Here is a 13,088-nt window from a genome sequence, read left to right as displayed (position 1 = left end):
CAAGAGGAGCACGCCCGCGACCTCACCGACCCGCACGCCGCCCCGCCGCGCCCGTCCACTGGACGGTCACCCTGGCGGCGCACCGGCACGGGCCACCTATCCTGGTGTCGTCGGACAGCGCGGTCCGCACGGGCAGCCCGAGCTGCGCATCAGGACGCGGCACCGCCGCGCGCACCCGGGAGCCCCCCGCCCAGTAGCGCTCGAACACTGCAAGGAGCCGCACCTGTGAGCAGTGCTGACCAGGCCCCCGTCAACTCCGTCTCCGCGACCGCCGCGGACACGGCCAACGCAGAGCTGCGTGCGGACATCCGCCGCCTCGGTGACCTCCTCGGGGAGACCCTCGTACGCCAGGAGGGCCAACACCTCCTCGACCTCGTCGAACGCGTCCGCGCGCTGACGCGCACCGACGGCGAAGCCGCGGCCACCCTCCTCGGCGACACCGACCTGGAGACCGCCGCCAAGCTGGTGCGCGCCTTCTCCACCTACTTCCACCTCGCCAACGTCACCGAGCAGGTGCACCGCGGCAAGGAGCTGCGCGCCCACCGCGCCGCCGAGGGCGGGCTCCTCGCCCGCACCGCCGACATGCTCAAGGACGCCGACCCCGAGCACCTGCGGCAGACGGTCAAGAACCTCAACGTGCGTCCCGTCTTCACCGCGCACCCCACCGAGGCGGCCCGCCGCAGCGTCCTGAACAAGCTGCGCCGCATCGCCGCCCTCCTGGAGGAGCCGGTCTCCGGCGCCGGTGAGCGCCGCCGGCACGACCTGCGCCTCGCCGAGAACATCGACCTCGTGTGGCAGACCGACGAGCTGCGCGTGGTCCGCCCCGAGCCCGCCGACGAGGCCCGCAACGCCATCTACTACCTCGACGAGCTGCACGCCGGCGCCGTCGGCGACGTCCTGGAGGACCTCGCCGCCGAGCTCCAGCGCGTCGGCGTCGAGATCCCCCCGGGCACCCGCCCGCTGACCTTCGGCACCTGGATCGGCGGCGACCGCGACGGCAACCCCAACGTCACGCCCGACGTCACCCGCGACGTACTGATCCTCCAGCACGAGCACGGCATCACCGACGCCCTCGAACTGATCGACTTCCTGCGCGGGCTGCTGTCCAACTCGATCCGCTACACCGGCGCCACCGAGGAACTCCTCACCTCCCTCCAGGCCGACCTGGAACGCCTCCCCGAGATCAGCCCCCGCTACAAGCGGCTGAACGCCGAGGAGCCGTACCGGCTGAAGGCGACCTGCATCCGGCAGAAGCTCGTCAACACCCGCGACCGCCTCGCCAAGGGCACCCCGCACGAAGAGGGGCGCGACTACCTCGGCACCGCCGAGCTGCTCACCGACCTCACCCTCATCCAGACCTCGCTGCGCGAGCACCGCGGCGCCCTGTTCGCCGACGGCCGCATGGACCGCACCATCCGCACGCTGGCCGCCTTCGGCCTCCAGCTGGCGACCATGGACGTGCGCGAGCACGCGGACGCCCACCACCACGCCCTCGGCCAGCTCTTCGACCGGCTCGGCGAGGAGTCCTGGCGCTACGCCGACATGCCGCGCGACTACCGGCAGAAGCTCCTCGCCAAGGAACTGCGCTCCCGGCGGCCGCTGGCCCCCACCCCGGCCCCGCTCGACGCGGCCGGCCAGAAGACCCTCGGCGTCTTCGGCGCGATCAAGGACGCCTTCGAGAAGTTCGGCCCCGAGGTCATCGAGTCCTACATCATCTCGATGTGCCAGGGCGCCGACGACGTGTTCGCCGCCGCCGTCCTCGCCCGCGAGGCCGGCCTCCTCGACCTGCACGGCGGCTGGGCCAAGATCGGCATCGTCCCGCTCCTGGAGACCACCGACGAGCTGCGCGCCGCCGACGTCATCCTCGACGAAATGCTCGCCGACCCCTCCTACCGACGCCTCGTCTCGCTGCGCGGCGACGTCCAGGAAGTCATGCTCGGCTACTCCGACTCCTCCAAGTTCGGCGGCATCACCACCTCCCAGTGGGAGATCCACCGCGCCCAGCGCCGGCTCCGCGACGTCGCCCACCGCTACGGGGTGCGCCTGCGCCTCTTCCACGGCCGCGGCGGCACCGTCGGCCGCGGTGGCGGCCCCTCGCACGACGCGATCCTCGCCCAGCCCTGGGGCACCCTGGAGGGCGAGATCAAGGTCACCGAGCAGGGCGAGGTCATCTCCGACAAGTACCTCGTCCCCTCGCTGGCCCGCGAGAACCTGGAACTGACCGTCGCGGCCACCCTGCAGGCCTCCGCCCTGCACACCGCGCCCCGCCAGTCCGACGAGGCCCTCGCCCGCTGGGACGCGGCCATGGACATCGTGTCCGACGCCGCACACGGCGCCTACCGCGCGCTGGTCGAGGACCCGGACCTGCCGTCGTACTTCTTCGCGGCGACCCCCGTCGACCAGCTCGCCGACCTGCACCTGGGCTCCCGTCCCTCGCGCCGTCCCGACTCCGGCGCCGGCCTCGACGGGCTGCGCGCCATCCCGTGGGTCTTCGGCTGGACCCAGTCCCGCCAGATCGTCCCCGGTTGGTACGGCGTCGGCTCCGGCCTCAAGGCCCTGCGCGAGGCCGGCCAGGACGCGGCCCTCGGCGAGATGGGGGAGCGCTGGCACTTCTTCCGCAACTTCCTCTCCAACGTCGAGATGACGCTGGCCAAGACGGACCTGCGCATCGCCCGGCACTACGTCGACACGCTCGTCCCCGAGAACCTCAAGCACGTGTTCGCCCGCATCGAGGCCGAGCACGAGCTGACCGTCCGCGAGGTGCTGCGCATCACCGGCGGCGAGCGGCTCCTGGACTCCAACCCGGTCCTCCAGCAGACGTTCGCCGTCCGCGACGCCTACCTGGACCCGATCTCCTACCTCCAGGTCTCCCTGCTGGCCCGCCAGCGCGCGGCCGTCGCCCGCGGCGAGGAGGCGGACCCGCTGCTGGCCCGCGCCCTGCTGCTCACCGTCAACGGCGTCGCCGCCGGCCTGCGCAACACCGGCTGACCCGTACCCGCACGCGCGAAGGCCCCCGCCGCCGGATTCCTCCGTCGGCGGGGGCCTTCGCGTACGCCCTACGAGTTGTACGTCGACTGCGCCCGCTCCAGGCCCTCCTGGATCAGCGACTCCACGGCGTCCGCGGACCGGTCCACGAACCAGTCCAGCTCCTTGCGCTCGGTCGAGGAGAAGTCCTTCAGCACGAAGTCGGCGACCTGCATCCGACCCGGCGGCCGGCCGATGCCACAACGGACCCGGTGGTAGTCCGGACCCATCGCCTTCGTCATCGACTTCAGGCCGTTGTGCCCGTTGTCCCCGCCGCCCAGCTTCAGGCGCAGCGTCGGGTAGTCGATGTCCAACTCGTCGTGGACGGCGACGACGCGCTCCAGCGGGACCTTGTAGAAGTCGCGCAGGGCCGTCACCGGGCCGCCCGACAGGTTCATGAACGACATCGGCTTGGCCAGCACCACCCGGCGGTTCGCCGGTCCCGGCGGGCCGATGCGGCCCTCGACCACCTGGGCCCGCGCCTTGTGCGCCTTGAACCTGCCGCCGATCCGCTCGGCCAGCAGGTCGGCCACCATGAACCCGATGTTGTGGCGGTTGCCCGCGTACTCAGGCCCGGGATTGCCCAGGCCGACGACCAGCCAGGGCGCCGCGTCGTCCGACATCAAAAGCTCCTTCGCGTTGAGCCCGTACACGAGAACGACCGCCGTCCCGCTCCAGTGGAGCCGGACGGCGGTCGGTCAACAACTGCTGAGGGGGTGGGGCGAGGCTCAGGCCTCGGTGCCCTCGGCGTCGGCGGCCGGCTCCTCGGCCTGCGGGGCCACGACCTGGAGGACGGCGATGTCACCGTCGACGGCCAGGGTGGTGCCCTTCGGGAGGACCAGGTCCTTGGCGTGGATGGTGTCGCCGGCCTGGAGACCCGCGATGGAGACGGTGACCTCGGTCGGGATGTGCGTGGCCTCGGCCTCGACGGAGATGGTGTTCTGGAGGGTCTCCAGCATGTTGCCGCCGGCGGCCAGCTCGCCCTCGGTGACGATCGCGACGTCGACGGTGACCTTCTCGCCCTTCTTGACGATCAGGAAGTCGACGTGGGAGATCGAGCGCTTCAGCGGGTGCTTCTGCACGGCCTTGGGGATGACCAGCTCGGTGCCGGCGTCGCCCAGGTCCAGGGAGAGCAGGACGTTCGGGGTGCGCAGCGCCAGCTGGAGGGCGTGGGCGTCGACGTTGACGTGCTTCGGCTCGGTGCCGTGACCGTAGATGACACCGGGGGTCAGGGCGTCGCGACGGGCCTGGCGGGCGGAGCCCTTGCCGAAGGAGTCACGGATCTTGGCGGAAAGCTTGACCTCGGACATGCTCACTCCTCGTGGGGTGACGGAAATGGACGACAGTCACCCGGCCGGAACGGCCTGCTACGAAGAGCGCGTCGATAACGGAGTGTCCGGACCCGAAACGGGTACGGCCTCCCTCGCCGAGCAACTCGTGGAGTGTACCCGGGCGGGGGAGGCCGCACCAAAAGGATCTAGCGGGGAACGGTTACTGCTGTTCCTCGAACAGGCTCGTCACCGAACCGTCCTCGAAGACCTCGCGCACCGCGCGGGCGACCATCGGGGCGATCGACAGCACGGTGATCTTGTCGAGCTCCAGGTCGGACGGGTCCGGCAGGGTGTTCGTGAACACGAACTCGCTGACCTTGGAGTTCTTCAGGCGGTCGGCGGCCGGGCCCGACAGGATGCCGTGCGTGGCCGTCACGATGACGTCCTCGGCGCCGTGCGCGAACAGCGCGTCGGCGGCGGCGCAGATGGTGCCACCGGTGTCGATCATGTCGTCGACCAGGACGCAGACGCGGCCGCGGACCTCACCGACGACCTCGTGGACGGTCACCTGGTTGGCGACGTCCTTGTCGCGGCGCTTGTGCACGATGGCCAGCGGCGCGTCCAGACGGTCGCACCAGCGGTCGGCGACGCGCACGCGGCCGGCGTCCGGGGAGACGATCGTCAGCTTGGTGCGGTCCACCTTGGCGCCCACGTAGTCCGCGAGGACCGACAGGGCCGACAGGTGGTCGACCGGGCCGTCGAAGAAGCCCTGGATCTGGTCGGTGTGCAGGTCGACCGTGAGGATGCGGTCCGCACCCGCGGTCTTCAGCAGGTCCGCGACCAGACGGGCCGAGATCGGCTCGCGGCCCTTGTGCTTCTTGTCCTGACGGGCGTAGCCGTAGGACGGGACGATCACGGTGATGGAGCGTGCCGACGCGCGCTTCAGCGCGTCGATCATGATCAACTGCTCCATGATCCACTTGTTGATCGGAGCCGTGTGGCTCTGGATCAGGAAGCAGTCCGCGCCGCGGGCCGACTCCTGGAAGCGGACGTAGATCTCACCGTTCGCGAAGTCGAAAGCCTTGGTCGGCACGAGGCCGACTCCCAGCTGGTGTGCGACCTCCTCGGCCAGCTCGGGGTGGGCGCGGCCGGAGAAGAGCATCAGCTTCTTCTCGCCGGTCGTCTTGATCCCGGTCACAGCACAGTCTCCTCAGACGTCTGAAAGCTGCTCGCTCCCGCGTGCGTCCGTCCCGCACACGGTCAGCCAGCCGAATTGCGTGCACCTATCACGGTACGCCGTCACGGGCGCACCTGTTTCCGGCCAGTTCACCTCACGGGCGGCCGGAGTCCTTGTCCGCCGTCGACTGCGCGGCCGTCGCCGCCGCGCTGCCGGGACGCTTGCGGGCCACCCAACCCTCGATATTCCGCTGCTGGCCGCGGGCCACGGCCAGGGCGCCGGGCGGCACGTCCTTGGTGATCACCGAGCCGGCCGCCGTGTAGGCACCGTCCCCGATGGTGATGGGAGCCACAAACATGTTGTCGGATCCCGTCTTGCAGTGTGAGCCGACGGTCGTGTGGTGCTTGTGTTCGCCGTCGTAGTTCACGAACACGCTGGCCGCGCCGATGTTCGTGTAGTCGCCGATCGTCGCGTCGCCCACGTACGACAGGTGCGGCACCTTGGTGCCCTCGCCGATCGTCGCGTTCTTCATCTCGACGTACGTACCGGCCTTGGCCTTGAGGCCGAGGTTCGTGCCCGGCCGCAGGTACGCGAACGGGCCGACGGTCGCCGACTCCCCGATGACGGCCGTGTCCGCCACCGTGTTGTCCACGCGTGCGTGCGGCCCCACCCGGGTGTCCTTCAGGCGGGTGTTCGGGCCGACCTCGGCCCCCTCGGCGACGTGCGTGTTCCCGAGCAGCTGGGTGCCCGGGTGGATCAGGGCGTCCTGCCCGAAGGTCACCGTCACGTCCACGAAGGTGCTCGCCGGGTCCACGACCGTCACGCCCGCGAGCATCGCCCGCTCCAACAGGCGCGCGTTCAGCAGCGCCCGCGCCTCGGCCAGCTGGACCCGGTTGTTGATGCCGAGGATCTGCCGGTGGTCCGCGCCGACGGCCGCGCCGACGCGGTGGCCCGCCTCGCGCAGGATGCCGAGGACGTCCGTGAGGTACTCCTCGCCCTGGCTGTTGTCCGTGCGGACCTTGCCGAGGGCGTCGGACAACAGGGACCCGTCGAAGGCGAACACCCCGGAGTTGATCTCGCGGATCGCGCGCTGCGCGTCCGTGGCGTCCTTGTGCTCGACGATCGCGGTCACGGCGCCGCTGGCCGCGTCGCGGACGATGCGCCCGTAGCCGGTGGAGTCCGGGACCTCGGCGGTGAGCACGGTGACGGCGTTGCCGTCCGCCTCGTGCGTGGCGACCAGGGCGCCGAGGGTCTTGCCGGTCAACAGCGGGGTATCGCCGCAGACCACGACCACGGTGCCGGCGACCGGTCCGCCGAGCTCTTCGAGCGCCATCCGGACGGCGTGCCCGGTGCCGTTCTGCTCGTACTGGACGGCGGTGCGCACGTCGGCGTCGATCGCGGCGAGGTGCGCGGTGACCTGCTCACGGGCGTGCCCCACGACGACCACGAGGTGCGTGGGGTCCAGTTCGCGGGACGCGGCGACCACGTGACCGACGAGCGAGCGCCCGCTGATCTCGTGCAGAACCTTGGGAGTGGCCGACTTCATGCGGGTGCCTTCACCCGCTGCGAGTACGACGACGGCTGCCGGGCGGGTTGCGCTCACGGGTGTGCCCTTCGGCTTCGGGTGGTGGACGCACGAAGGATACCGGTGGGCAGGGTGGCGGAAACGAAGCCGGGTCCCGACCGTGGAGGTCGGGACCCGAATGTGCGAAGCTCCCCCGCCAGGACTCGAACCCGGACATAAGGCACCAAAAGCCTCAGTGCTGCCAATTACACCACAGGGGATGGCAATCTAGTCTAAAGCGGACACTCGGCTGTGCCGTCTCAACTGGACGCCCCTACTATGCCGTACCACCAGCCCTCGATGCGACGGTAAAGTTCCGTGCCCTGTAGGACGCGTACGGACAGGCAGCCGTGGTAACCCTCGCCGGTGTTCTTCCGGTTGGTGCGCGGGTTGTGCTGTTTCAGGGACGTCTTGCCGAACTGTCTACGGTCCATGCCGACCACGTCCACCCAATACCGCTCTGCCGCCTCGACGTCGGCGGACTCGTGGATCTGGAGGAAGAACCGGAGCCGCCCCGTGTCCACCTTGAGAAGGCGAAGCCAGGCGAGGAAGGTGCGGATCATCGCCTGGTCGCTGTTGGTGAAGTTGATGTAGGGCTGCGGTCGGGCCTTGGCCCCTTCCGCCCAATACAGGGCGACGCCGACGAGGAACAGTTCCCGCTCGCTGAGCGTTCCGATCTCTTCCTGTGCCCGTCGCCGAGTCTCCGCCTGCTCTTCGGCGCGGCGCTCCGCAGCCTGCCGACGCCCTTGCTGCGCCGGCGAACCGGCCCCCGAATGGACAGAACGCCCCAACGCGAAGGACGACCTCCGCGCGCGGGCCCGCAAACTCCGCCTCCAGGGCCTGACCTACGACGAGATCCAACTCGAACTGGGCTGCTCGAAGAGCTCGATCTCCCTCTGGGTCCGCGACCTCCCGAAACTCGCGGCGGAGGGTGACGGCCTGTTCGCGCAGGCCTTCGAAGGTCGCGGCCCCGGTGCGGAGGCCGCCGGTGCCGTCGCCGGGGCGACGTCGGATTTCGGTCATGTCGCCAATGTCGTCCGGAATATGGGATTCAGGTACCGAATGACGGTCAATTCCATCGTGCGTGCGATTACCGGGGGTTTATGGGAAATTCGCCGGCGGGTGTGCTGAGGCCCCTGCGTACGCTGGTCGGCATGACCGGTACGGGGGAAGAGCGGGGCGGGGTCGGGCGGGACGGGCCCTGGTGGTGGGAGCGGCGGCGGGGGGCCGTCCTGGACGTGGGGTTGGGGGTGGTGTCCGCCGTCGAGTGCGCCCTGGAAGGGGTGCCGACCGCTCGCGAGGCGGGCGTACCCGTGGTCGTCGGGGTGCTGTTCGGGCTCGTGGTGGGGTCCACGCTGGTGCTGCGGCGCCGCTGGCCCATCGCGGTGGCCCTCGTCGGCATCGCCGTGACCCCGGCGATGATGGGCTTCCTGCTGGGGGTGGTCGGGCTCTACACGCTGGCCGCCTCCGAGGTGCCCCGACGGATCGTGGGGACGCTGGGCCCGATGGCGCTCGCCGGGACGTTCGTCGTGACGTACGTGCGCACCCGGGGCGACATCGAGGCGGACGGCACGCTCGTGTTCGTGCTGTCCGCGTTCATGGCGGTGGCGCTGACCGTGCCGCCCGTGCTCCTCGGGCTGTACGTGGGGGCCCGGCGCCGGTTGATGGAGAGCCTCCACGAGCGCGCGGACTCGCTCGAGCGGGAGCTGTCGCTGTTGGCGGACCGGGCGGAGGAGCGGGCCGAATGGGCCCGTACGGAGGAACGGACCCGGATCGCGCGCGAGATGCACGACGTCGTGGCGCACCGGGTGTCGCTGATGGTGGTGCACGCGGCGGCGCTCCAGGCCGTCGCGCTGAAGGACCCGGAGAAGGCGGTGCGCAACGCCGCGCTGGTCGGGGACATGGGCCGGCAGGCCCTCACCGAGCTTCGGGAGATGCTCGGGGTGCTGCGGACCGGCGCGGCGAAGCCGGTGGCGCCGGCCCCGGTGGCGTGCCCGCCGGTGGGGGGCTTCGAGGAGGGGCCCTCCTTGGAGGAGCTGGAGGCGCTGATCGGGCAGTCCCGGGCGGCCGGGATGGTCGTCGAGCTGCTGGTGCAGGGGGAGGGGCGGGAGGACCCGTACCCGGCGGAGGTGGAGCAGACGGCGTACCGGGTGGTGCAGGAGGCGCTGACCAACTGCCACAAGCACGCGCCGGGGGCGCGGGTCGTCGTACGGCTGGCCCACCGCGACGGGGAGGTGGCCATGCAGGTGGAGAACGGTCCCTGCGCGGCCGACGTGACCCGGCCCGGGCTGCCCAGCGGGGGCAACGGGCTGGTCGGGATGCGGGAGCGGGTCGTCGGCCTCGGCGGGGTCTTCGTGTCGGGGCCGACGGACGCGGGCGGCTTCCGGGTCTCGGCGGTGCTGCCGCGCGAGCGGGCGGCGTAGGACGGCGCACGGCGGCGCGGGCCGCCGCCGCGCGACGGCGTGCGGGTGGGCGGGGGGTGCCGGGGTCCCCGCCCGCGTGCGTTGTGGGCGGGGGCGGCGCGGCCTCAGGGTTCCGTGCTGAGGCGGGTCGGTTGCAGGCCGGTCAGGAGCAGGGTCAGGGCCTCGTCGAGGCCGCCGCCCAGGTACCAGTCGCCGGTGTGGTCGATGCCGTAGACGCGGCCCTCGCGGTCGATCGCCAGGTGGGCCGAGCCGTCGTAGTCCACGCCGAGCGGGCAGAGCTGGGTGGACAGGGCGCGGCCGAGGTCGGCGAAGGTGCGGGCCAGGTGCAGGCCCGTGAGCGGGTCGAGGCGGATCGGGGTCGGGGCTATCTGGCGGCCCGGTCCGGGTGCGGACACGACGAGCCCGCCGAACTCGGCCCAGGCTTCGACGGCCGCCGGGAAGACGGTGTGGCGGTGTCCGGCCGGGGTGGTGTGGTCGCGCAGCGCGTCCGCCCAGTACTCGGCCTGCTTGATGTCCCAGCGGCCGGGCTCCCAGCCGGCGGTGCGCAGCGCGGAGTCCACGACGCCCGGGAAGCGGGTGGCCGAGGAGCGGTCGTAGGAGGCGGAGGAGGCCGCGGAGGCCGAGGCGGTGGTCATGGTGGCTACTCGGGGTGGGTGAGGTCGACGGGGCGTACGCCGAAGTGGTTGAGGAGCGCGTCGCAGGAGCGGCAGGGCGGTGCGTAGCTGCCGTGGAGCGGGTCGCCGTCCTCACGGATGCGGCGGGCGGTGATCCGGGAGTGCTTGAGGGAGCGGCGGGCCTCACCGGCGGTCAGCGGCTTGCGGGACGCGCGCCGGCTGCGGGCACCTTCCACGGCGGCGAGGTGGCGGGAGAGCAGGATCGCCTCCGGACAGCGGCCGGTGAAGCGTTCGCGCTGGCCGCTGGTGAGGGTGTCGAGGAAGTCCTGGACGAGCGGGTGCAGTACGGGTGGCTGGTCGGCCTTGCCCGCGGTGCCGGTGAGCGTCTCGCCGCGTACGGAGAGCGCGGCGGCGACGGTCGGCAGGATCCCGTCGCGGCGGAAGCGCAGGACGGGCGCGGAGGCGCCGGCTGCGCTGCTCCAGCGCAGCCGGGGATCACCGCCGGCGCCGGTGTCCGTGGGTTCCGCCCGGTCGGTGCGGGTTGCCGTGTTTCCTGGTGTCGCGGTCTGCATGGTCGCGCCTTCCCTCCCGTGGCGGCGGTGGTGGCCGCTGTCGCGCACGCCCCCGTGCTGCGGGGACAGCCTGTCAAATGTCACCTGCAGTGTGGAAGCGGGGTCGAATATTCGTATCAATTCGGATGTTCCTGCCTGGTGCGCGTGCGCACTGGGTAGGGACGGGTGTCGCTCTTGCCCGAACGCTTAGGCTGTGGCGAACCAGCCAGATCCAGCAGGGGGCTACCGCCATGACGACAGGTCGGCTCGGGCAGCAGGCCGCGCCACCCAACGCCGCTTACTCGGGGCAGGTCGTGCACTTCCCGGACCCGGTCCGGGCCGCCCGCCATCCCCACGGAGTGCGGATGGACGGGGACGGTCATCCCGATTTCTCGCGCTACGCGCGGGCCGCGGTGGAGATCGCCGAGCCGCCCGAGGGCTTCGGCGTCGACGAGCTGCGCCTGACGGACTGCGTCTCCGCGAACGCGGCGATGCGGGTGGCGGGCCACGAACTGTGGGACACCGTCGGACCCGTGGCGACCCCGCACGGCTGGACCTGGCACCACGTCGCCGGGACCCGCCGGATGGAGCTGGTCCCCGTCGAGGTCAAGGCGCTGCTGCGGCACCACGCCGGCCTCGCGACGGCCCCGGTCGACCACGACAAGCGCGGTACCCGCCCGCTCCAGGAAGTGCGTCCGGCGCACCTGGAGCTGCCCAAGACGCTGGTGTCGGTGTCCGAGCAGCAGGTGCAGGGCGTCGAGGAGGACCTCGGCTACCGGCTGCCCGAGGCGTACCGGTCCTTCCTGAAGGCGGCGGGCGGTTGTGCCCCCGTGGGCGCCGGCCTGTTCGTGGAGCTGGGCCTGCTGGTCGACCAGCCGTTCTTCACGGTGCGCGAGGAGGCGGCGGTCAACGACCTCGTCTACGTCAACAAGTGCCTGCGCGACCACCTGACGAAGGACTACCTGAGCGTGGCCTTCGTACAGGGCGGGTTGATCGCGGTGAAGGTGAAGGGCCAGGGGATCGGTTCCGTCTGGTTCTCCCCGTTCGACGACGCGCGCGACCGGGACGGCTGGTCGGTGCAGGAACGGGTGGATCAGCTGCTGCTGCCGTGCGGTGCCGATTTCGATGCCTTCCTGGAGCGCCTGGCGGGAAACCCGCCGGAGCTGGAGACGGTGGCCGGTCTGATGGTGGACGGCGGATTCGCACGTTCGGTTCCGGTGTCCGCGCCGGGCATGGGAGGTTGATCGGGCTGTGGTGACGTTCGCGCAGGCGCAGGAGCGCGCCGAGGAATGGATCAACGGGGACGTTCCCGCGTACCAGCACCGGGAGGTGCGCGTACGGGAGTTCGGACTCGGGTTCGTCGTGTGGGCCGAGGACCGGCCCACCGGTCCGGTGTCCGGCGGCGGCCGGCAGCGGCTGGTGATCGCGCGGGACAGCGGCGAGGTGACGCTGTGGCCGGGGCTGCCGGTCGGCGAGGTCATCCGGCGCTACGAGGAGGAGTACGGAGCCGGGGCCGCCGCAGCCCCGGCCGAACCCTCGGTGCCGCAGCCGCGGATCGACTCCGAGATGACCTCGTTCATGCTGAGTCCGCCGGAGTGGCTCCAGGAGGCGGCGGACCGGGCGGGGATTCCGCGGGATCCGTCGTCGTCCTCGTCGTCGTCTTCGCCCTCTGCGATGTCGTCGTCGTCTTCTTCCGCTCCGTTGCCGGCCTCCGCTGTTTCGATGGATCCGGCTCCGGTTCCGGTTCCCGTCGCGGAGGCCGCTCCGGCCCCGGGCGGGGTCGGGGAGCCGGTGCCGCTGCGGCGCGGGGGCGAGGTTCCGTACGAGCCGACCGCGAACGACGGGGTGCCGGCCGGGTCCACGCCGTGGGCCGGGACCGATGTGAACTCCGGTGCGGACGAGGCCTCCGTACCCCTGCCCGCGACGGTGTTCGCGCCGCCGCTGTCCGGATCGGACGAGGAGGAAGGGCCCTCGTCCTCCGGTGTGGCACCGGAGGCGAAGACCACGCTGATGGCCGGTGGTAGCCAACTGCCGCGGACGGCCGTGGTTCCCGCGGTGGGGCTGCGCCCGGAGGCGGCGGACATCGCCGACGCGCCGACCAGCAAGGCGCAGGTGTCCCGGCCGGGTGCTCCTGCGGGTGGCTCCGCGGGTGGCTCCGCCGGTGGTGCGGGTGCGGCCGGTGGGCCCCCGCAGCCGCCCGGGCCGCCCAGCGCCCCCGGTGTGCCCGGTGGCTCGGTCGGGCGCGGGCTCGACCATGCCGCGACGATGTTGGCGGGTCCGGCCGTGGGCCGTCCGCCGCAGCCGCCCGGTCCGCCCGGTGCTCCCGGTGGCGGACAGCAGCCCGCGCCTCCCGGTCCTCCCGGTCCTCCCGGTGGCTCGGTCGGGCGCGGGCTCGACCATGCCGCGACGATGTTGGCGGGTCCGGCCGTGGGCCGTCCGCCGCAGCCGCCCGGTCCGCCCGGTG

The 13,088-nt window shown here is 71.8% G+C and carries 10 protein-coding genes, 1 tRNA gene and 2 pseudogenes; 5 read left to right on the top strand and 8 right to left on the bottom strand.

Annotation, left to right across the window (positions count from 1 at the left end; translation table 11 throughout):
• Positions 1 to 225: 225 nt before the first annotated feature.
• Positions 226 to 2,988 carry a phosphoenolpyruvate carboxylase gene (gene ppc / locus ACZ4XJ_RS28685; protein WP_468497896.1) on the top strand — a complete coding sequence of 921 codons (2,763 nt, stop codon included), beginning with the start codon at positions 226 to 228 and terminating at the stop codon, positions 2,986 to 2,988.
• Between the two features lie 68 nt (positions 2,989 to 3,056).
• Here ppc and pth read toward each other — a convergent pair whose 3' ends face one another.
• The 6 genes from pth to ACZ4XJ_RS28655 all read right to left on the bottom strand — a co-directional run bounded on the left by pth (position 3,057) and on the right by ACZ4XJ_RS28655 (position 7,827).
• Positions 3,057 to 3,647, bottom strand: coding sequence for an aminoacyl-tRNA hydrolase (gene pth, locus ACZ4XJ_RS28680; protein WP_384004013.1), 591 nt, complete (start codon positions 3,645 to 3,647; stop codon positions 3,057 to 3,059).
• Positions 3,648 to 3,752: 105 nt separating this feature from the next.
• Positions 3,753 to 4,334, bottom strand: coding sequence for a 50S ribosomal protein L25/general stress protein Ctc (locus ACZ4XJ_RS28675; RefSeq protein WP_362877664.1), 582 nt, complete (start codon positions 4,332 to 4,334; stop codon positions 3,753 to 3,755).
• A gap of 181 nt (positions 4,335 to 4,515) precedes the next feature.
• Complete coding sequence (locus ACZ4XJ_RS28670; RefSeq protein ID WP_362877663.1) at positions 4,516 to 5,493, bottom strand: ribose-phosphate diphosphokinase; 978 nt, start codon at positions 5,491 to 5,493, stop codon at positions 4,516 to 4,518.
• 133 nt (positions 5,494 to 5,626) lie between these two features.
• Entirely contained in the window at positions 5,627 to 7,075 is a 1,449-nt protein-coding gene (gene glmU / locus ACZ4XJ_RS28665) for a bifunctional UDP-N-acetylglucosamine diphosphorylase/glucosamine-1-phosphate N-acetyltransferase GlmU (protein WP_362877662.1), read from the bottom strand.
• 110 nt (positions 7,076 to 7,185) lie between these two features.
• A tRNA-Gln gene (locus ACZ4XJ_RS28660) sits at positions 7,186 to 7,257 on the bottom strand.
• Positions 7,258 to 7,296: 39 nt separating this feature from the next.
• On the bottom strand, positions 7,297 to 7,827 hold the full coding sequence (locus tag ACZ4XJ_RS28655) for a hypothetical protein (protein ID WP_468497895.1): 531 nt from the start codon (positions 7,825 to 7,827) through the stop codon (positions 7,297 to 7,299).
• Here ACZ4XJ_RS28655 and ACZ4XJ_RS28650 point away from each other — a divergent pair.
• Both ACZ4XJ_RS28650 and ACZ4XJ_RS28645 read left to right on the top strand, forming a co-directional pair.
• Positions 7,793 to 7,954, top strand: a pseudogene (locus tag ACZ4XJ_RS28650) (helix-turn-helix domain-containing protein); the annotation flags it as partial. The gene ACZ4XJ_RS28655 and the pseudogene ACZ4XJ_RS28650 overlap by 35 nt on opposite strands.
• 236 nt (positions 7,955 to 8,190) lie before the next feature.
• Positions 8,191 to 9,459, top strand: a complete 1,269-nt coding sequence (locus ACZ4XJ_RS28645) for a sensor histidine kinase (protein WP_362877660.1) — start codon at positions 8,191 to 8,193, stop codon at positions 9,457 to 9,459.
• A gap of 104 nt (positions 9,460 to 9,563) precedes the next feature.
• Here the strand turns inward: ACZ4XJ_RS28645 and ACZ4XJ_RS28640 are convergent, their stop codons facing one another.
• Both ACZ4XJ_RS28640 and ACZ4XJ_RS28635 read right to left on the bottom strand, forming a co-directional pair.
• A complete protein-coding gene (locus ACZ4XJ_RS28640; protein WP_362877659.1) occupies positions 9,564 to 10,094 on the bottom strand; it encodes an SUKH-3 domain-containing protein in 531 nt (176 codons plus the stop codon).
• 5 nt (positions 10,095 to 10,099) lie between these two features.
• Positions 10,100 to 10,645: a YwqJ-related putative deaminase gene (locus ACZ4XJ_RS28635; protein WP_362877727.1), complete on the bottom strand. Its 546-nt coding sequence runs from the start codon at positions 10,643 to 10,645 to the stop codon at positions 10,100 to 10,102.
• 230 nt (positions 10,646 to 10,875) lie between these two features.
• Between ACZ4XJ_RS28635 and ACZ4XJ_RS28630 the strand changes: the two genes are divergently transcribed.
• On the top strand, positions 10,876 to 11,868 hold the full coding sequence (locus ACZ4XJ_RS28630; RefSeq protein WP_362877658.1) for an SMI1/KNR4 family protein: 993 nt from the start codon (positions 10,876 to 10,878) through the stop codon (positions 11,866 to 11,868).
• A gap of 7 nt (positions 11,869 to 11,875) precedes the next feature.
• Positions 11,876 to 13,088 (top strand): annotated as a pseudogene (locus ACZ4XJ_RS28625) (SUKH-4 family immunity protein); the annotation flags it as partial.

The organism is Streptomyces sp. NPDC029836, assembly GCF_055574495.1.
Note: the sequence above shows the minus strand (reverse complement) of the source record. Positions and strands in the feature narration are given on the sequence as shown.

Bases quoted from the DNA above. Each gene is read 5' to 3' on its own strand.
- ACZ4XJ_RS28630 (WP_362877658.1), top strand. From the start codon at position 10,876: ATGACGACAGGTCGGCTCGGGCAGCAGGCCGCGCCACCCAACGCCGCT.
- ACZ4XJ_RS28645 (WP_362877660.1), top strand. From the start codon at position 8,191: ATGACCGGTACGGGGGAAGAGCGGGGCGGGGTCGGGCGGGACGGGCCC.
- ACZ4XJ_RS28635 (WP_362877727.1), bottom strand. From the start codon at position 10,645: ATGCAGACCGCGACACCAGGAAACACGGCAACCCGCACCGACCGGGCG.
- ACZ4XJ_RS28675 (WP_362877664.1), bottom strand. From the start codon at position 4,334: ATGTCCGAGGTCAAGCTTTCCGCCAAGATCCGTGACTCCTTCGGCAAG.
- pth (WP_384004013.1), bottom strand. From the start codon at position 3,647: ATGTCGGACGACGCGGCGCCCTGGCTGGTCGTCGGCCTGGGCAATCCC.
- ACZ4XJ_RS28640 (WP_362877659.1), bottom strand. From the start codon at position 10,094: ATGACCACCGCCTCGGCCTCCGCGGCCTCCTCCGCCTCCTACGACCGC.